The sequence below is a fragment of the Ancylobacter sp. genome (assembly GCF_965279025.1).
In the GTDB taxonomy this organism is placed as follows: domain Bacteria; phylum Pseudomonadota; class Alphaproteobacteria; order Rhizobiales; family Xanthobacteraceae; genus Ancylobacter.
This window is the reverse complement of sequence record NZ_OZ257132.1, coordinates 373,244-390,062: the sequence shown is the minus strand read 5'-3', so window position 1 is coordinate 390,062 and position 16,819 is coordinate 373,244. Positions and strand designations below refer to the sequence as shown.

The window sequence follows — 16,819 nt, the reverse complement described above, 5'->3', positions numbered from 1 at the left end:
AGCCGGGGTCCCGTTTCCGTCCAAACCTTCCCGGAAGCTGCCCATCGCGCCGACCGTCCCTCGAGCGCGCATCCTCGCGCCTGCCCCTGTCTGTCGCGCAGCGGCGGGGCGCTGTCCAGTCGACGGCGTCGGATTCGGCGCGGTCGCCGGCGCGCGTGGGATAGCGGGGATGAAAAAAGAGCCGCCCAGGGGGCGGCTCGAAAAGTGGTAGACAGGGATGCGTCAAACAGAGTGGACAAAGGCCACTCGCGGTCAAAAAGGACCGACCCCAGTAATAGGTTGGAAACCTTAACGGCGGGTTAAGCTGCCGGGCCTCAGCGCTTGAAGACGTTCTCGGCGGCGAAACGCGAGGCCCGCTTGTCCTCCAGCGCCCGCTTCAGCCGCTCGATCTCGGCGGAAAGATCGGCGATGCGTTCGGCGATCTCTACCTCGGAAAGGGTGGAGATGTCGGAACCGACAACATGCCCGGCCAGCTTGGCGGCCGGTGTTGTCACGGGGAAGAGATCGTCGTGGATCGCCATCGCTCTGCTCCTGTCCGCCTGCACGTTGCGTTGAGCTTAGCCGCCCCTGCCTGCGGTTGCCAGCGATGGCGGCTTGACCTAGGACGGACGACGATTTCGACAGCAGAGACTTCGCAACTCCGCCAGCACGAGGAAGACACCGTGACCGAGCTGCCCGCCACCATGACCGCCATCGGCCTGCCGACGCCCGGCGGCCCGGAAGCCCTGGTTCCCGAGCAGCGCCCGATTCCCGCACCGGGTGCCGGCGAGATCCTCGTCAAAGTCGCCGCCGCCGGTGTCAATCGGCCGGATGTGATGCAGCGCAAGGGGCTCTACCCGCCGCCGCCCGGCGCGCCGGACATTCCCGGCCTCGAAATCGCCGGCGAGGTTGTCGCGCTCGGCGAAGGCGTGAGCCGCTGGGCGATCGGGGACAAGGTGTGCGCGCTGGTTTCCGGCGGTGGCTATGCGCAATATTGCCTCGCCGACGAAGGATCGGCGCTGCCGGTGCCGGCCGGTCTCTCCATGGTGGAAGCCGCGGCGCTGCCCGAGACCTTCTTCACCGTGTGGACCAATGTGTTCGACCTTGCCGGGCTGAAGGCGGGCGAGCGTTTCCTGGTGCATGGCGGCACCTCCGGCATCGGCACGACGGCGATCCAGCTCGCCAAGGCGTTCGGCGCCACCGTGTTCACCACGGCGGGCAGCGCGGAGAAATGCGATGTCTGCCGCCAGCTCGGCGCGGATGTGGCGATTGACTACAAGGCCGAGGACTTCGTCGCCGTGGTGAAGGAAAAGTCCGGCGGCAAGGGTGTCGACGTCATCCTCGACATGGTCGGCGGCTCCTATATCGCGCGCAATTACGAGGCCGCCGCGCCGCAGGCCCGCCTCGTGCAGATCGCCTTCATGGAAGGCTCCAAGGTGCAGATCGACTTCATGCGCCTGATGCTGAAGCGCCTGTCGCATATGGGCTCGACCCTGCGCTCGCGGCCCAAGGCGGAAAAGGCGCGGATCGCCGCCTCGCTGCGCGAGAAGGTCTGGCCGCTGATCGAGGCCGGCACGGTGAAGCCGGTGATCGACCAGACCTTCCCGCTGGAAAAGGCGAGCGAGGCCCATGCGCGCATGGAGACCAGCGCGCATATCGGCAAGATCATGCTGGACGTGGGGTGAGGTTTGCATGCCCCTCGCGCGCGAGGGGCATGCCGAGGACTCTTCGCTGGGTCCCGGATCGGCGCGGCGCCTTGCGCCGTTGGTCCGGGATAGGCGTGCTTCGTTTCCCGGCCAAGCGACGGCGCAGCCGGGGCGCTGAGCCGGGACCCAGCAGAGACTCTTTGGCGGAAACGCCACGCGCCCGCCCTCGTTCACCGAAACCTGTTCACCCGCCCCGCGCGCCCTCTGGCAATTTGAGCCCGGGCATCCTAGATTTGTCACGCGGGGCTGCGAGGTTCGTCAGGAGCATATATTTCCGGGGCCTTATCGATCTCAAAGGGAACTGTCCCTGACCTTGCCCCTGGGCTTGGACACACGGTGCCCACCTACGTTGTAGGTTCCCGGGATCGAGCCTCCAACGGCCATCGCGGCTCCGCACTCATGGCATCATGCGCCCATTGACCGACGCCCAACTCGACAAGGCCAGCCTTCGAACCGTCGCCCTCGCACGGCGTGCGGCGCTCGATCTGCCTGCGCGGGAAGGGGCGGCGGAGCGCGCGGCCGCCCATGCCATGGCCTGGCTGGGCGAGGTCAAGGGTGAGGTCGTCTCGGTCTTTGCGCCGATCGGCGGGGAGATCGCGACCGATCCGCTGATCCAGCGACTGCGGGCCGCCGGCGCGGACGTCGCCTTGCCCGTGGTGCTGGAGGCCGGCAAGCCGCTGCTCTTCCGGCTGTGGGAGCCGGGCGAGGAACTGGTGCCGTCCATCGGCCCCGGCCGCTTCTCCATTCCCGCACCGCCTGAAACCGCACCCGCCGTTTCGCCCGACGTGCTGGTGGTGCCGCTCGCCGCCTTCGACGCGCGCGGCAACAGGCTGGGCTACGGTGCCGGCTTCTATGACCGCACATTGTGCCTGCTGCGCCGCGCCAAACGTGTCGAGGCGCTGGGCTATGCCTTTGCGGTGCAGGAACTGGACGCCGTACCGGCCGAGCCGCACGATGAACGGCTCGATGCCATCGCCACGGATGCCGGCCTCATTTGCCCGGCCGAGGATTGACGCATGCGCCTGCTTTTCCTCGGCGACGTGGTCGGGCGCGCCGGCCGCCAGATCGTGCTGGAGCACCTGCCGCGCCTGCGCCGCGCCTGGGCGCTCGACTTCGTGGTGGTGAACGGGGAGAACGCCGCTGGCGGCTTCGGCATCACCGAGGCGATCTATGAGGAATTCCTTGAGGCCGGCGCCGATGCGGTGACGCTGGGCAACCACGCCTTCGACCAGCGCGAGGCGCTGGTGTTCATCGAACGGGCGCCGCGCCTCGTGCGCCCGGCCAATTTCCCTCCGGGCACGCCGGGACGCGGCGCGGCGCTGGTCGAGGCGCAGAACGGCGCGCAGGTGCTGGTGGTCAACATGATGGGCCGGGTCTTCATGGACCCGCTCGACGACCCCTTCGCGAGCATCGACCGCGAACTCGACGCGGCCCCACTGGGGCTGGTGGCAGATGCCACGATCGTCGATTTCCATGCCGAGACGACGAGCGAGAAGCAGGCTTTCGGCCATTGGTGCGACGGCCGCGCCAGCTTGGTGATCGGCACCCACACCCATGTGCCGACCGCCGACCACCGCATCCTGCCGGGCGGCACGGCCTACATGACCGATGTCGGCATGTGCGGCTGCTATGAAGGGGTGATCGGCATGGACAAGGAAGAGCCGCTGCGTCGCTTCACCCGCAAGATCGGCTCGACCCGCTTCGAGCCGGCGGCGGGCCCGGGCACGCTTTCCGGCCTCGCCGTGGAGACGGATGGCACCGGGCGCGCCGTCGCGGTGGCGCCGGTGCGGATCGGTGGTAGCCTGAGCGAGGCACTGCCAGGCTTCTGGTAGCGGTTGCCTCGGGGATCTCAGAGTGATGTGCGCCTGTGTGGTTTGCCGGAGGATTGGATGGGCGTGATTGAGGTTCTCAGGAACGAGGGAGTGCTCGGGTTCCTCTACAAGGCCCAGCGCAAGATCAAGAGGGTTTCCGTCCGGAAGGCGAACAGGCTCTTCGGTGGGACAACGGTTCGATCGGAGTATGGAGTCCTCCTGACTCCGAACTGGAACGACGCCACCTTTCGGTTCTGCCTCTATCAAGGCTATGGGACGTTTTTCTCGGACTATCTGCGCGGTCTCGAAGAGCCGTTTATCTTTATCGACATCGGCGCCAATCAGGGACTGTATTCCCTGATCGCTGCGCAGAATCCCGCCTGTGAGAAGGCGGTGAGTTTCGAGCCCGTGAGCCGGACGTTCGGTCTTCTCACGTCCAACATTGTCGCCAACGGGTTGGCCAACAAGATCGTCGCGCTGAATTGCGGCCTGTCATCGGAAGATGCGCGCGTGGGTATTCGTCTGAAGGCCGGGCACAGCGGCGCGGCCTCCCTCCACAACACGTTTGACGACGCCGAAGGCACCGAGGAAATCCGGCTCTCCACGGCCGCCATCCTCGAGCCTTATCTCGCCTCGGGGCTGCCGCTGGTCGTGAAGATCGACACCGAGGGCCACGAGGAAGTCGTGATCGCGGAACTGGCGCGGAGCCGTTTTGCCCGCCGGGTGAATTCGGTGTTCTACGAGGTCGATTCCGCGTGGTCGGACCCGGAAAATCTCAAGGCCGGCCTGCGCGGCATGGGGCTGCAGTATTTCGACCAGATCGGCAGCGGCACGCATTATGATGTGATGGCGCGCCGGTAGTCCGTCCGGCTTTTGCGTGCTGCGCAGCATGGCGGTGGCGCGCTCTGCGCTTTACGCGCGCCTGCGCTCTCGCCTATAAGCCGGCACGTTTTGTTTCAGGCATTCGGACGCGGCCGGGCCACAGGCCCGCCCGGTGTGACGTGGAGGCAGCCATGGCGGGGCATTCGCAATTCAAGAACATCATGCACCGCAAGGGCAAGCAGGACGCGGTGCGTTCCAAGCTGTTCTCCAAACTGGCGCGTGAAGTCACCGTCGCGGCGAAGCTCGGCATGCCCGACCCCGCGCTGAACCCGCGCCTGCGCGCGGCGGTGCTGGCGGCCCGCGCCGAAAACATGCCCAAGGACAATATCGACCGGGCCATCAAGAAGGCGCTGGGCGGGGATGCCGAGAATTATGACGAGATCCGCTATGAGGGCTATGGCCCGGGCGGTGTTGCCGTCATCGTCGAGGCGCTGACCGACAACCGCAACCGCACCGCCTCGGAAGTGCGCTCCTTCTTCACCAAGTCCGGCGGGGCGCTGGCGGAGACCGGCGCGGTCTCCTTCATGTTCGACCGCATCGGCACGGTGGAGTTCGATGCGGCCAAGGCCTCGGCGGACGACATGCTGGAAGCCGCCATCGAGGCGGGTGCGGACGATGTCACCTCGGACGAGCACGGCCACGAGATCGTCTGCTCGGTCGAGAACCTGCACGAGGTCGCCCGTGCGCTGGAAGCCCGGTTCGGCGAGCCGCGCAAGTCGGGCCTCGTCTGGCGCCCGCAGAACACGGTGGCGGTGGATGACGAGGTGGCCGAGAAGCTCATTCGCCTCGTCGACAATCTCAACGACAATGACGACGTGCAGAACGTCTACGCCAATTTCGAACTGTCCGACGCCTTCATGGCGAAGATGAGCGACTGATCGCCCGCATCTGCGTGCGGAACGTCACCGCCCGATCAGGCTGTCGAACAGCGGCAGGCTGAGAAGGGCGGCGGCCGCGATCACCCAATAGGCGGCGATGCGGTAGTGCCGGTCCGAGGCGCCGCGAAAGGCGCGAGCACCGGCATAAAGCCCGACCGCATAGGCGGGCCCGAGCAGCAGGGTGAGCCGGCCGACCTCGGCGGTAAACAGGCCGCTCGCGGCATAGGCGGCACCGCTCGCCAGCGTCACCAGCGCGAAAAACCCGAACAGGTTTGCCCGCACCAGCGCAGAGGGCTGGCCGCTGCCGAGCCAGTAGGCCACCACGGCCGGACCAGACATCTGCGCGGCGCCCCCGCAAAAGCCGGCGACGGCGCCGACGGCCAGCGTCGTCGGCACATTGTGCCGGCCGCTATGGCGCCAGCCGGAGACCAGCAGCACGAGAAGCGCGAGACCCAGCAGCGCCAGCGCCCAGCGCAGCGCCATCGGGTCCATGTGGCCGAGCACCCACACGCCCGCCGGCACGGCCACCACGGCGCCGAGCGCCAGCGGCGCAACCTGCCGCCAGACGCAGGCGCGCAGCGCCGGAACCAGGAAGGGCAGCGTCAGCAGCGTGTCGATGACGAGGAGGGACGGTGCCGCGACGCGCGGGCCGTAGGCGGCACTGACCAGCGGCACGAAGATGAGGGCACCGCCGAAACCCGAAAAGCCGCGCGTGACGCCGGCGACCAGGGCGGTGACGAAAGCCCAGACGAGGGCGGGATCGATGGCCATGGGATGAACCGGAAAGGGCCGCGCGCCGCCGGGGCCTGCGGCGGCAGACCTAGCCCCGCGACCGGAACTCGTCAACACGGTTGGCGATCGAATGCGTCGATCCATCACCTTTCGCGAACGTGCCTATTCGTAAAACGCGTTTGCGCCGACAGGTCGCGCACGCCACATTCGCGCCAACTCGGTTCCCGGCGACGCGCGGGGTGCCCCCTTTCTTGCGCCGCGACGCGGCGGGAACTCGAACATGGACAAGTCCGTTTCCGCGGCCGCGCTGGGCGGCACGGCCGCTCCTTCGCTTTCCGACCGCCTCGTCGGCGCCGGTTGCGCGCTGCTTGCCGTCGCCATCTGGGGCGGCTGGATCGTTTCGACCCGGCACGCCGTGCATGGCCATCTGCCGCCGGAAACGGTGGGGTGGCTGCGCTTCATCGTGCCGGCGGTGGTGCTGGCGCCGGCCTGGTGGCGGGTGGGCATCCTTCCCAAGCGCGGGCTGAAGCCGTTCCTCGTCTGCTTTGTAGGCCTCGGGCTCGTCTTCTTCCTCATTGTGTCGAACGCCATGCGCTTCGTGCCGGCGGCCGATGTGGGGCCGCTGCTGCCGGGAACCATGCCGCTGATCGTGGCGGCGATTTCGGTGCTGTTCCTGCACGAGCGGCTCGGGGTTCTCAGGGCGATCGGCTTTGCCACCATCGCGGTCGGCGTTCTCACGCTCGGCGGGCGAGGCCTGCTGTTTCCCGAGGACGGGGCGTGGCGCGGGCACCTCCTCCTGCTCACCGGCGCGACGCTCTGGGCGTGCAGCACCATCGCCTTCCGCCGCACCGGCATGCGGCCGACGGAGATTGTCGGGCTGGCCGGGCTGTGGTCCGCGGTGCTGCTGCTGCCCTGGGGGCTGCCGGGGGTGATCGACGCGGTGTCCAGCGGCTACGGCCGCGAGGTGCTGTTCCAACTGTTCATGCAGGGGCTGCTCTCCGGCGTCGTCGCGCTGGTTGCCTATGGCACTGCCATCGAGAGGCTGGGCTCCTCGCGCGCTGCCGCCTTCACCGGGCTGGTGCCGGCGCTGGCGGCGCTGATTGCCGTGCCGGTGCTTGGCGAGCATCCCGACACGGCGGCAATCATCGGCGTGGCGGCGACGGGCGTCGGCGTGGTGCTGGCGAGCGGCGCCTTCAGCGGGCAGCGCCGTTAACCCTTGGTAAACCACGTCCGACGTCCCCGCCGCGCGGGGGCGTCGCGCGCCGGGTCGGCACTAGGCGTTCGTCCTTTGTTCGGGTACGCCCTTAAGGATGGCGCCGTCTCCGATTCGCATTCTCGGGCTTGATCCGGGCCTCCGCCGCACTGGCTGGGGGGTGATCGAGGCTGCCGGCACACGGCTCAGTTTCATCGCCTGCGGCACGGTGATGCCGCCGGAGGAGGGCGGGCTGGCGGAACGGCTCGCCTGCCTGCACACCGACCTCCTGAAGGTGCTGCGTACCTACGCCCCGGACGAAGCGGCGGTGGAGGAGACCTTCGTCAACGTCAACCCGGCCTCGACGCTCAAGCTCGGCCAGGCGCGCGGCGTGGTGATGCTGACCCCGGCCTTGGCGGGGGTGCCGGTTTCCGAATATGCGGCGCTGCTGGTGAAGAAGACGGTGGTCGGTGCCGGCCGCGCGGAGAAGGGGCAGATCCGCATGATGATGAAGATCCTGCTGCCGCAGGCCGACTTCACCACCGACGATGCCGCTGACGCGCTTGCGGTTGCCGTCACCCATGCGCAGCATCGCGGCATGGCGGCGATGAAGGCGCAGATGGCCGCGAAAACCGCGCCCAAGGTCGCTGCGCGGGCATTGGCAAAGGTGGTAGGGCGATGATCGGCAAGCTGACGGGCCTCGTCGACAGCTATGGCGACGACCACGTCCTCCTCGACGTGCAGGGCGTGGGCTATCTCGTCCACTGCTCCGCCCGCACGCTGCAGGCGCTGCCGCGCGTGGGCGAGGCGGCGACCCTGTTCATCGAGATGCTGGTGCGCGAGGACATGATCCGCCTCTATGGCTTCGTCTCGCAGGCCGAGAAAAGCTGGTTCCTGCTGCTGCAGAATGTGCAGGGCGTGGGCTCCAAGGTGGCGCTGAACGTGCTCTCCACCCTCTCGCCCTCCGAACTCGCCAATGCGGTGGCGCTGGGCGACAAGGTGATGGTGGCGCGCGCCAATGGCGTCGGGCCGAAAGTCGCCGCCCGTATCGTTGCCGAGCTGAAGGACAAGGCGCCCGGCTTTTCCAGCGTCGATCCCGGCGTTGCCGGCCTCGTCGCGCAGATCGAGGACCGGCAGGCGCCTCGGCCGGTGGCGGACGCCGTCTCGGCGCTCGTCAATCTCGGCTATGGGCAGATCCAGGCCAGCGCCGCCATTGCCGGCGCGTTGCGTGAGGCGGGCGAAGACGCCGACACCGCCCGGCTGATCCGCCTCGGCCTGAAGGAACTGGCGAAGTGAGCGAGACCCGCCTCATCGCCCCCGACAAGCGCGAGGAGGACCTTGCCGAGGCCTCGCTGCGCCCGCAGAACCTCGCCGAATTCGTCGGCCAGGAGCAGGCGCGGGCCAATCTCGACATCTTCATCAAGGCCGCCAAGGCGCGCGGCGAGGCGCTGGACCATGTGCTGTTCGTCGGCCCGCCCGGGCTCGGCAAGACCACGCTGGCGCAGATCGTCGCCCGCGAACTCGGGGTGGGCTTTCGCTCCACCTCCGGCCCGGTCATCGCCAAGGCGGGTGATCTCGCGGCGCTGCTGACCAATCTCGAAGAACGCGACGTGCTGTTCATCGACGAAATCCATCGCCTCAACCCGGCGGTGGAGGAAATCCTCTACCCGGCGATGGAGGATTACGAGCTCGATCTCATCATCGGCGAGGGGCCCGCCGCGCGCTCGGTGAAGATCTCGCTGTCGAAATTCACGCTGGTGGGGGCGACGACACGCTCGGGATTGCTGACCACCCCGCTGCGCGACCGCTTCGGTATCCCGATACGGCTGAATTTCTACACGGTGGACGAACTGGAACTGGTCGTCACGCGCGGCGCCCGGGTGATGGGCATTCCCATCGCCAAGGACGGCGCGCGCGAGATCGCCCGCCGGGCACGTGGCACGCCGCGCATCGCCGGCCGGCTGCTGCGCCGGGTGCGCGATTTCACGCTGGTGGCGGGCAAGGACATCATCGACCGCGCTGCCGCCGACCATGCGCTGCTGGCGCTGGAGGTCGACGGGCTCGGCCTCGACCAGATGGACCGGCGCTACCTCACCGTGGTCGCCCTGAATTATGGCGGCGGTCCGGTGGGGGTGGAGACCATCGCCGCCGCGCTCTCCGAGCCGCGCGACGCCATCGAGGAGATCATCGAGCCCTATCTGGTGCAGCAGGGTTTCCTGCAACGCACGCCGCGCGGCCGGATGCTGACCGCGCACGCCTTCAAGCATCTCGGCCTCACGGTCCCCACCAGCGCCAACCAGATGCCGCTCTTCGACGAGAGCGCGGATTAACCCCAGAAGCGCGCGACCATCGACGCGGCCTCCCGCGTGATGTAAGCCCCCTTCACATGAGCTGGTCCCGGAACGGCGGAGAATCGCGCGGCTACCATCACGGCAACCTGCGGGAAGCCTTGATGAAGGCGGCGCTCGAACTGATCGCGGAAAAGGGCACCGCCGGCGCCACCTTCGCGGAAGCGGCGCGCCGTGCCGGCGTCTCGCCCGCCGCGCCCTACCGGCATTTCCGCGACCGCGACGAATTGCTCGCGGCGGTCGCGGCGGATGGCTTCGAGCGGTTCACCAAGGCGCTGGAGGCCGGCTGGAACGAAGGTCGCCCGACCCCGCCGGAAGCCTTTGAGCGGCTCGGCCGCGCCTATCTCGGCTTCGCCCGCGAGCACCCGGCGGACTATGTCGCGATGTTCGAATCCGGGCTGCGCAGCGAAGCCTTTCCCGCGCTCGACCAAGCCGGCCAGCGGGCCTTCGGCGTGCTGCGCGAAGCGGCGGACGCCCTCGTCGCGAGCATGCCGGCCGCCGTGCGCCCGCCCGCGCTGATGGTGGCGCTGCACACCTGGGCACTGGCTCATGGCGTCGCCTCGCTGTTCGGGCGGGCCGATGGCGCGCGCCGCAAACTGCCCATGGCGCCGGACGATCTCCTTGAGGCCGCGTTCCTTGTCTATCTCAAGGGGCTCGCTGCGGGCGGCTAACGCTGGCGTCGTTCAAACGTCGGGCGTTGCGTTGAGTTCGATGCCGTCCTGCGCTGTACGGCAGAACAGCAGGATGTCGTCCGGTGTGTTCTCCGGTGTCAGCACCACCGGGCGCTCGGCTTTTTCCGCGAGCCAGAGCATGAAACGGGCGAGCGCCTGCCAGTCTTCCGGCTCGCAGACATCGGCCGGGTCGATGTCGAACTCGATGTCGTCGCTGCGGAAGAAGTGCAGATTGACGAGCACATTGCCGGCATTCCACCGCAGGCACGGGCTTGCGCTTTCCCAGATCGCGAACACATCCTCGATACGTGCCGGCAGGGGAGCCGGCTCGCCGTCGATCTCGAACACCGGCGGTGGCTCAAGCGCGCGCAGCCCGTCGAGCGCGGCCTGCCAGCCGGCGGGGCCGGCCTCGAGCACATAGAGGTCGCGCAAGCTGCCGTCCGGCTCGAAGAGCGAGGCGACGTCAGACCAGTCTGGAATCGGCAGGGTCATCGAAGTGTCCTTTGCCTTTCCATCTCGCAGATCGGCCCCATTGACAATCGGGGGAGCCATTTCTATCTATGTAAATGTGATTAACATTAACCCAAACGGGCATGGTGCCCGCTGAGGTTCTACCCAGGAGCGGTACGCCCATGGAGCTCGCGCAGAAGCTCGACGCATATGGCAAGCCGGCCTGGATCGCGCTCACGGTACTGGGCTTCATGGCCTGGTGGCCCGTGGGTCTTGCGGTCCTGGCCTTCACGATAGGGAGTGGACGGATGTTTTGTGGTGGCAAGCGTGGCTTCGGCCGTTGGCAGGAAGAGGGAGCAGAAGCGGTGCGCAATTTCGGCAGCCGGTTCGGCGGCGGTTTCCCCTCCAGTGGCAATCGCGCCTTTGACGAGTACCGCCAGGAGACGCTGCGCCGCCTTGAGGACGAGCAGAAGGATTTCCGATCCTTCCTCGACCGCCTGCGCCAGGCCAAGGACAAGGCGGAGTTCGACCAGTTCATGGCCGACCGCCGCGACCGTCCGACCCCGCCTTCCGCGCCCATGGGCGACGTCCAGAACTGACGTCGGTGATGTCCTGAGAACCGGACGTGCCGTTCCCCCAGCGGAGCGCCCGGTGACAGGCTGAAGGAACCGCGCCCCTGCACGCAGGAGGCGCGGTTACTTTTTTCTGCAACTGGCCTTCCCGGGCCGCCGATTGCCGCTAGGATGGCGGTAGCGGAAGGAGGGAGCCATGTTGCCGGGGGAACTCGATGTTGTGGCGTGGGGGCTGGGCATTGCCGCGCTTGGCCTGTCTGCCCTTTTCACCCTCATCACGGGCTACGCCTTTCTCCAGGAACTGTCCCGCCTCGCCGCCCTCGAGGGGGCAGGTCTTGGCGGCTACATCTGGAACCACTCCTGGACCGTGCTGCATGGTCCGGCAGCCCTGTGCCTCGCCTTCCTCTTCACCTCCACGACCGCCGGTGTCAGCCTCTGGCGGGATGTCGTCGGCATGCAGCGCGAGATGGAGTTGCGGCGCGCCTTCGGTGCCGGGTTGTGGCACGGCTACGCGGTCAACTTTCTCGACCGCGTCACCAAGAGTTTTGCCGACAAGGGCCTGCCCGCGCCGCGCTTCGTGATCGCCTCGCCGAGCTACGCCGTACACGAGCGGCTGGACCTGTCGGATTTCCTCGGCCAGCAACTCCCCGCGGCCCTTCAGCGCAACGGCTTTGAGATGGTCTCGCTTTATGGGCAGGCAGACCCGTCCTGGTTCCGGCAGGTGTTCCGCGTGCGGCCCATCGGCGGCGGCCCGCCGGATGAGCGGCCGGTATTCTTCGATCTGCCGACCACGTTCGTTGCTTTCGAAGGAGCGGTCCAGGCCGTGATGATCCAGCGGGGAACCGCGATCACACCCGAGCGGCAGGCGCAACTTTTCAGGGACATGAAGTGCGACTTCTTTGCCGCCGCCAAGCTCTGGGCGACTGAAAGCGGAGCGCCCGTCACATCGATCGAGATGCCCAACCGCGATGTCGCCGGCTTCGCCCGCAGCCTCGCCGCAGTGCTCGCAGGCCAGAACCCATCGCCCGGCGACAGCCGCAGCGGCGCGCTTGGGCCGGACGATCCGCTTTGTTCACAAGAGCCGCGCCCTCGTTTATGAGGGCGCATGACCGAGCGCCCCGAACCCTTGTCGCCCCACCCGCTTTCCCCTGACGTGCTGAAGGCCGACCCTTTCCTGCATCTGGCAGGAAGGCTGGTGCCGGGCGGGCATGTGCTCCCCGTCCGGGTCTATTACGAAGACACGGATTTTTCCGGCATCGTCTACCATGCCAACTACCTGAAGTTCATGGAACGGGGCCGTTCCGACCATCTGCGCCTGATCGGCGTCGTGCAGGGCGATCTGTTCGGCGAGGCGCTGGCCGAGGCGCCGGGCTTTGCCTTCGTCGTTCGCTCCATGGAGCTGCAATTCGTTCGCCCGGCGCGCATCGATGACGTGCTGGAGGTCCACACCAGCCCCATCGACGTCGCCGGCGCCTCGATCACCCTGGCTCAGAAGGTCAAGCGCGGCGATGAGCTGATCGTCGAGGGCAAGGTGAAGGTCGCCTTCGTGGCGCAGGGGCGCGCCCGGCGCATTCCCGATGCGCTGCGGACGGCCATGAAGGCAGCGCTGGGAGAAGCGCCCCAGGCCTAAAGAAAACGTCGGTAGCAACGCACCTTAATCCTGTTGCGGCGCGGCAACGCTAACCCGGCATTAACCCTAATGCGGTGTTGTAGGGGACGGCTGCAGGGGCCGCCCGGCTTTGATCGCCCAAGTTTGGACAGACTCGGTCGGTTGATGGCGGGCGCGTCCCCTTGACAGCCATGCAGGGCATCGCTGCTGCCGGCAGCTGATGCACGGCGGCGGTGCGACCCCTAGTGATCTGGCAGGAATGGCCTAATGACGCTGAAGAAGCTTCTATTCGCGGTGATGCTGTGCCTCGCAGCGCCTGCGTCCCTCGCCATCGCCCAGAACGCGCCGGCACCCGTTACCGGTGCGCCGACGACTCAGGTCGAAGGGCAGACGGTGGGCGCCCCCGCCGGCGCCATGGCTGCGCCGGCCGGCGCCGGTATCGGCAGCGCCGATCTCTCGTTGATCGGGCTTTTCCTCCAGGCACACCTGATCGTGAAGATCGTGATGGCGGGCCTCGTGCTCGCGTCGATCTGGGTCTGGGCCATCATCATCGACAAGACGATCCTGTTTGCGCGCATGAAGCGGCAGATGGACCGGTTCGAGACCACCTTCTGGTCGGGGCAGAGCTTGGAAGAGCTGTATCGTTCGCTCTCCTCGCGGCAGAACCACGCCATGGCGGCGATCTTCGTCGCGGCCATGCGCGAGTGGAAGCGATCCTATGAGGGCGGCGCCCGCTCACTCGCCGGCCTGACGCAGCGTCTCGACAAGGTGATGAACGTCACCATCTCCCGCGAGGTCGAGCGGCTGGAGAACCGGCTGCTGGTGCTCGCCACCGTGGGGTCGGCCGGCCCGTTCATCGGCCTGTTCGGCACGGTGTGGGGCATCATGACCAGCTTCCAGTCGATCGCCGCGTCGAAGAACACCAGCCTCGCCGTGGTGGCGCCGGGCATCGCGGAAGCCCTTTTCGCGACGGCAATCGGCCTTATCGCCGCCATTCCCGCGACGATTTTCTATAACAAGTTCGTTTCCCAGGTGAACCGGCAGGCGTCGCGGTTGGATGGCTTTGCCGACGAGTTCTCCGCCATCCTGTCACGACAGATCGACGAGCGGGGCTGATCGAATGGGCATGTCCGCAGGAGGAGCGGGAGGCGGATCGCACTCGCGGCGTTCGCGCCGTCGGGGTGGCGGCGCCGTCATGTCGGAGATCAACGTCACGCCGATGGTCGACGTGATGCTGGTTCTGCTCATCATCTTCATGGTCGCCGCGCCCATGCTCACCATGGGCGTGCCGCTCGATCTGCCGCAGACCGAAGCCAAGGCGGTGCCGCAGGAGAACGAGCCGCTGGTCATCAACATCACCAAGGACGGCAAGATTTTCCTGCAGGAGACCGAGATCCCGGTGAACGAGCTGGTGCCGAAACTGCAGGCGATCGGCAAGGCCGGCTATGAGGAGCGCATCTTCGTGCGCGCCGACAAGAGCCTGGACTATGGGTCGGTGATGCAGGTGATGGGTCGCCTGTCGGGTGCCGGATTCAAGCGGGTGGCGCTCGTCTCCGAAGTCGAGCAGGGAGGCTAACGCATGCGCGCGGGCTTTCTCTCCTCGGCGGCGCTTCACGTCGGCATCATCGGCTTCATGGCGGTCTCGTTCGCGTCTCCCTCGCCCTATGAGGTGACGCCGGCCGAATCCATGCCGATCGACATCATCTCCGATGCGGAAATGTCGAAGATGATGGCCGGCAAGAAGGACGCCCCGAAGGAGAACCCGAAGCCCGTCGTCGAGAAGGTCGACGCGCCCAAGCAGGCGGAGAATCTCGAATCCAAGGTGTCGGAGAAGCCCGAGGTGAAGGCCGCCAACGAGCCTTCCACGCCGCCGCCTCCGCCGCCCCCGCCGCCCGAGGCGAAGCCTGCCGAGCCCAAGCCGCCGGCCGCCCAGGCCGAGGCCAAGCCGGCGCCGGCGCCGCCCAAGGAAGCGGAGGCGCTTGCCGCCAAGCCGCCGGAGCCGCCGAAGGAGCAGCCCAAGCCGCAGGAAGCGGCCCAGGCGACCCCGCCGCCACCCGCACCGCCGAAGAAGCCGAAGAACATTCCGCCCAAGGTGGTGCAGGAGCCGGCGCCCGAGCGCGACTTCAACCCGAACCAGATTGCCGCCCTGCTGAACAAGCAGGACCCGCGCCGCATGGCCGCGCTTGGCGACACCATCAACAACACCGCCTCGCTCGGCGCCTCGACCGGCACGGCGTCGTCGCTTTCGCAAACCGAGATCGACGCGTTGCGCGCCTATATCGCCCGCTTCTGGAAGCTGCCGGCGGGGGCGGTGGATGCCGGCCAGGTGACGGTGGTGTTCAAGATTGTGCTGAGCCCGGACCGCAAGATGATCGGCGCGCCGCAACTGGTCGAGGTGCAGGGCGTTGCAAATCCCTATGCGCCGATCGTGCGGGAGACCGCGCAGCGGGCGCTTTACGAGATATCGAACCAGGATAATCCGTTCCCGATGCTGCGTGCCGACCGGTACAGCACGTGGCGGGAGCTGGAGCTGGGCTTCAACCCGGCGATGCTTAATTGATGAAAGATTTTTCCGAGGTATCCAGAATGTCGCGGCGTTTTTCCCTTGAAGCCAACGGCCTTGTCCGCCGCCGGTCGGTCCTGATTGGCATGGCGGCGCTCGGTGGGGCTGGGCTCGGCGGGGCGGCGCTCGCGCCTGGCGCGGCCGATGCCGCCGTGCGCCTCGACATCACCTCCGGCACGGTGCAGCCGCTCCCCATCGCCATCAGTGATTTCGTCGGCGGCGGCAGCCCACAGGACATCGAGGCCGGCAAGGGGGTGAGCCAGATCATCTCCGCCGATCTGCGCCGCTCGGGCCTGTTCGCGCCCATCGACCCGGCCGCCTTCGTCGAGAAGATCGCCAACCCGGACGCCTCGCCGCGCTTCCAGGACTGGCGGGTCATCAACGCGCAGGCGCTCGTCACCGGCCGCATCACCCGCCAGCCGGACGGGCGCGTGAAGGCCGAGTTCCGCCTGTGGGACGTGTTCGCCGGGCAGCAGCTCATCGGCCAGCAATATTTCACCCAGCCGGAAAACTGGCGCCGGGTAGCCCACATCATCGCCGACGCGATCTATGAGCGCTTGACCGGCGAGAAGGGGTATTTCGACACCCGCATCGTCTTCGTGGACGAGAGCGGGCCGAAGGAGAAGCGGATCAAGCGCCTCGCCATCATGGACCAGGACGGCGCCAACGTGACCTATCTCACGCGCGGCGACGACCTTGTGCTGACGCCGCGCTTCTCGCCGACCAGCCAGGAAATCACCTATATGAGCTATGGCCGCGGCGAGCCGCGCGTCTACCTGCTCAACATCGAGAACGGCCAGCGCGAGGTGGTCGGCAACTTCCCCAATATGAGCTTCTCGCCGCGCTTCGCCCCCGATGGCCAGCGGGTGATCCTGAGCCTGCAGCAGGGCGCGGACTCCAACATCTTCGTCATGGACCTGCGTTCCAAGGCCACGACCCGGCTCACCGATACGGCGGCGATCGATACCGCGCCGTGCTATTCTCCCGACGCATCGCAGATCTGTTTCGAGAGCGACCGAGGCGGCGGCTCGCAGATCTACATCATGAATCCCGACGGCTCGAACCAGCACCGCATCTCGTTCGGCGAAGGGCGCTACTCGACGCCGGTGTGGTCGCCGCGCGGCGATGTGATCGCCTTCACCAAGCAGGCGCAGGGACGTTTCGCCATCGGGCTGATGCGGCCGGACGGCTCGGGCGAGCGCATCCTCACCGAGGGCTACCACAATGAGGGGCCGACCTTCGCGCCGAACGGCCGGGTGATCATGTTCTTCCGCGACGCCGGCGGCGGGGGTGGCCCGCAGCTCTATACGGTCGACATCACCGGCTACAATGAACAGCGCGTGCCGACGCCGAGCTACGCCTCGGATCCGGCATGGTCGCCATTGCGTTCGTGAGCGGGTTCTGTCAGGGAACGATTAACCATAAG

Annotated in this window: 20 protein-coding genes and 1 other RNA gene; 18 read left to right on the top strand and 3 right to left on the bottom strand. The window is 67.4% G+C overall.

The window, feature by feature from the left end:
• Positions 1-314: 314 nt before the first annotated feature.
• A complete protein-coding gene (locus ACQY76_RS01805) occupies positions 315-521 on the bottom strand; it encodes a DUF1192 domain-containing protein (protein ID WP_428031217.1) in 207 nt (68 codons plus the stop codon).
• 141 nt (positions 522-662) lie between these two features.
• Here ACQY76_RS01805 and ACQY76_RS01800 point away from each other — a divergent pair, with 141 nt between their 5' ends.
• From ACQY76_RS01800 to ACQY76_RS01775, 6 genes are all read left to right on the top strand, one after another.
• Positions 663-1,664, top strand: a complete 1,002-nt coding sequence (locus ACQY76_RS01800; protein WP_428031216.1) for an NAD(P)H-quinone oxidoreductase — start codon at positions 663-665, stop codon at positions 1,662-1,664.
• A 261-nt stretch (positions 1,665-1,925) separates the two neighbouring features.
• Positions 1,926-2,081: non-coding RNA, 6S RNA (gene ssrS, locus ACQY76_RS01795), on the top strand.
• 11 nt (positions 2,082-2,092) lie between these two features.
• Entirely contained in the window at positions 2,093-2,698 is a 606-nt protein-coding gene (locus ACQY76_RS01790; protein ID WP_428031215.1) for a 5-formyltetrahydrofolate cyclo-ligase, read from the top strand.
• A gap of 3 nt (positions 2,699-2,701) precedes the next feature.
• A complete protein-coding gene (locus tag ACQY76_RS01785) occupies positions 2,702-3,517 on the top strand; it encodes a TIGR00282 family metallophosphoesterase (protein WP_428031214.1) in 816 nt (271 codons plus the stop codon).
• A 57-nt stretch (positions 3,518-3,574) separates the two neighbouring features.
• On the top strand, positions 3,575-4,357 hold the full coding sequence (locus tag ACQY76_RS01780) for an FkbM family methyltransferase (protein WP_428031213.1): 783 nt from the start codon (positions 3,575-3,577) through the stop codon (positions 4,355-4,357).
• A 152-nt stretch (positions 4,358-4,509) separates the two neighbouring features.
• On the top strand, positions 4,510-5,256 hold the full coding sequence (locus ACQY76_RS01775; RefSeq protein ID WP_428031212.1) for a YebC/PmpR family DNA-binding transcriptional regulator: 747 nt from the start codon (positions 4,510-4,512) through the stop codon (positions 5,254-5,256).
• 24 nt (positions 5,257-5,280) lie between these two features.
• Here the strand turns inward: ACQY76_RS01775 and ACQY76_RS01770 are convergent, their stop codons facing one another.
• Positions 5,281-6,027, bottom strand: a complete 747-nt coding sequence (locus ACQY76_RS01770) for a TSUP family transporter (RefSeq protein WP_428031211.1) — start codon at positions 6,025-6,027, stop codon at positions 5,281-5,283.
• 241 nt (positions 6,028-6,268) lie between these two features.
• Between ACQY76_RS01770 and ACQY76_RS01765 the strand changes: the two genes are divergently transcribed.
• From ACQY76_RS01765 to ACQY76_RS01745, 5 genes are all read left to right on the top strand, one after another.
• A complete protein-coding gene (locus ACQY76_RS01765) occupies positions 6,269-7,201 on the top strand; it encodes a DMT family transporter (RefSeq protein ID WP_428031210.1) in 933 nt (310 codons plus the stop codon).
• A gap of 97 nt (positions 7,202-7,298) precedes the next feature.
• Positions 7,299-7,862 (top strand): crossover junction endodeoxyribonuclease RuvC, encoded by a 564-nt coding sequence (gene ruvC / locus ACQY76_RS01760; RefSeq protein ID WP_428031209.1) that lies wholly within the window; start codon positions 7,299-7,301, stop codon positions 7,860-7,862.
• The gene (gene ruvA, locus ACQY76_RS01755; protein ID WP_428031208.1) at positions 7,859-8,476 is read left to right on the top strand and encodes a Holliday junction branch migration protein RuvA; all 618 of its coding nucleotides are present in this window, start codon (positions 7,859-7,861) and stop codon (positions 8,474-8,476) included. Before ruvC ends, ruvA begins: the two co-directional genes overlap by 4 nt.
• Positions 8,473-9,510 (top strand): Holliday junction branch migration DNA helicase RuvB, encoded by a 1,038-nt coding sequence (ruvB, locus tag ACQY76_RS01750; RefSeq protein ID WP_428031207.1) that lies wholly within the window; start codon positions 8,473-8,475, stop codon positions 9,508-9,510. The genes ruvA and ruvB overlap by 4 nt, the downstream gene beginning before the upstream one ends.
• Before the next feature lie 56 nt (positions 9,511-9,566).
• The gene (locus tag ACQY76_RS01745; protein WP_428031206.1) at positions 9,567-10,199 is read left to right on the top strand and encodes a TetR/AcrR family transcriptional regulator; all 633 of its coding nucleotides are present in this window, start codon (positions 9,567-9,569) and stop codon (positions 10,197-10,199) included.
• Positions 10,200-10,211: 12 nt separating this feature from the next.
• On the opposite strand, the gene ACQY76_RS01740 is transcribed toward ACQY76_RS01745, so the two are convergent.
• Positions 10,212-10,691, bottom strand: coding sequence for a hypothetical protein (locus ACQY76_RS01740; RefSeq protein WP_428031205.1), 480 nt, complete (start codon positions 10,689-10,691; stop codon positions 10,212-10,214).
• Positions 10,692-10,831: 140 nt separating this feature from the next.
• On the opposite strand from ACQY76_RS01740, the gene ACQY76_RS01735 reads away from it, so the two are divergent.
• The 7 genes from ACQY76_RS01735 to tolB all read left to right on the top strand — a co-directional run bounded on the left by ACQY76_RS01735 (position 10,832) and on the right by tolB (position 16,787).
• The gene (locus tag ACQY76_RS01735; RefSeq protein ID WP_428031204.1) at positions 10,832-11,248 is read left to right on the top strand and encodes a DUF2852 domain-containing protein; all 417 of its coding nucleotides are present in this window, start codon (positions 10,832-10,834) and stop codon (positions 11,246-11,248) included.
• A 169-nt stretch (positions 11,249-11,417) separates the two neighbouring features.
• Positions 11,418-12,320 carry a hypothetical protein gene (locus tag ACQY76_RS01730; RefSeq protein ID WP_428031203.1) on the top strand — a complete coding sequence of 301 codons (903 nt, stop codon included), beginning with the start codon at positions 11,418-11,420 and terminating at the stop codon, positions 12,318-12,320.
• A 6-nt stretch (positions 12,321-12,326) separates the two neighbouring features.
• Positions 12,327-12,851 (top strand): tol-pal system-associated acyl-CoA thioesterase, encoded by a 525-nt coding sequence (ybgC, locus tag ACQY76_RS01725; protein ID WP_428031202.1) that lies wholly within the window; start codon positions 12,327-12,329, stop codon positions 12,849-12,851.
• A gap of 393 nt (positions 12,852-13,244) precedes the next feature.
• On the top strand, positions 13,245-13,946 hold the full coding sequence (gene tolQ, locus ACQY76_RS01720; RefSeq protein WP_428032910.1) for a protein TolQ: 702 nt from the start codon (positions 13,245-13,247) through the stop codon (positions 13,944-13,946).
• Between the two features lie 4 nt (positions 13,947-13,950).
• Positions 13,951-14,406 carry a protein TolR gene (gene tolR / locus ACQY76_RS01715; RefSeq protein WP_428031201.1) on the top strand — a complete coding sequence of 152 codons (456 nt, stop codon included), beginning with the start codon at positions 13,951-13,953 and terminating at the stop codon, positions 14,404-14,406.
• A 3-nt stretch (positions 14,407-14,409) separates the two neighbouring features.
• Positions 14,410-15,390, top strand: coding sequence for a cell envelope biogenesis protein TolA (locus ACQY76_RS01710; RefSeq protein WP_428031200.1), 981 nt, complete (start codon positions 14,410-14,412; stop codon positions 15,388-15,390).
• Positions 15,391-15,479: 89 nt separating this feature from the next.
• On the top strand, positions 15,480-16,787 hold the full coding sequence (tolB, locus tag ACQY76_RS01705) for a Tol-Pal system beta propeller repeat protein TolB (RefSeq protein WP_428032909.1): 1,308 nt from the start codon (positions 15,480-15,482) through the stop codon (positions 16,785-16,787).
• Positions 16,788-16,819 lie beyond the last annotated feature (32 nt).

Bases quoted from the DNA above. Each gene is read 5' to 3' on its own strand.
- ACQY76_RS01805 (WP_428031217.1), bottom strand. From the start codon at position 521: ATGGCGATCCACGACGATCTCTTCCCCGTGACAACACCGGCCGCCAAG.
- ACQY76_RS01790 (WP_428031215.1), top strand. From the start codon at position 2,093: ATGCGCCCATTGACCGACGCCCAACTCGACAAGGCCAGCCTTCGAACC.
- ACQY76_RS01785 (WP_428031214.1), top strand. From the start codon at position 2,702: ATGCGCCTGCTTTTCCTCGGCGACGTGGTCGGGCGCGCCGGCCGCCAG.
- ACQY76_RS01780 (WP_428031213.1), top strand. From the start codon at position 3,575: ATGGGCGTGATTGAGGTTCTCAGGAACGAGGGAGTGCTCGGGTTCCTC.
- ACQY76_RS01775 (WP_428031212.1), top strand. From the start codon at position 4,510: ATGGCGGGGCATTCGCAATTCAAGAACATCATGCACCGCAAGGGCAAG.
- ACQY76_RS01770 (WP_428031211.1), bottom strand. From the start codon at position 6,027: ATGGCCATCGATCCCGCCCTCGTCTGGGCTTTCGTCACCGCCCTGGTC.
- ACQY76_RS01765 (WP_428031210.1), top strand. From the start codon at position 6,269: ATGGACAAGTCCGTTTCCGCGGCCGCGCTGGGCGGCACGGCCGCTCCT.
- ruvC (WP_428031209.1), top strand. From the start codon at position 7,299: ATGGCGCCGTCTCCGATTCGCATTCTCGGGCTTGATCCGGGCCTCCGC.
- ruvA (WP_428031208.1), top strand. From the start codon at position 7,859: ATGATCGGCAAGCTGACGGGCCTCGTCGACAGCTATGGCGACGACCAC.
- ACQY76_RS01745 (WP_428031206.1), top strand. From the start codon at position 9,567: ATGAGCTGGTCCCGGAACGGCGGAGAATCGCGCGGCTACCATCACGGC.
- ACQY76_RS01740 (WP_428031205.1), bottom strand. From the start codon at position 10,691: ATGACCCTGCCGATTCCAGACTGGTCTGACGTCGCCTCGCTCTTCGAG.
- ACQY76_RS01735 (WP_428031204.1), top strand. From the start codon at position 10,832: ATGGAGCTCGCGCAGAAGCTCGACGCATATGGCAAGCCGGCCTGGATC.
- ACQY76_RS01730 (WP_428031203.1), top strand. From the start codon at position 11,418: ATGTTGCCGGGGGAACTCGATGTTGTGGCGTGGGGGCTGGGCATTGCC.
- ybgC (WP_428031202.1), top strand. From the start codon at position 12,327: ATGACCGAGCGCCCCGAACCCTTGTCGCCCCACCCGCTTTCCCCTGAC.
- tolQ (WP_428032910.1), top strand. From the start codon at position 13,245: ATGGCTGCGCCGGCCGGCGCCGGTATCGGCAGCGCCGATCTCTCGTTG.
- tolR (WP_428031201.1), top strand. From the start codon at position 13,951: ATGGGCATGTCCGCAGGAGGAGCGGGAGGCGGATCGCACTCGCGGCGT.
- ACQY76_RS01710 (WP_428031200.1), top strand. From the start codon at position 14,410: ATGCGCGCGGGCTTTCTCTCCTCGGCGGCGCTTCACGTCGGCATCATC.
- tolB (WP_428032909.1), top strand. From the start codon at position 15,480: ATGGCGGCGCTCGGTGGGGCTGGGCTCGGCGGGGCGGCGCTCGCGCCT.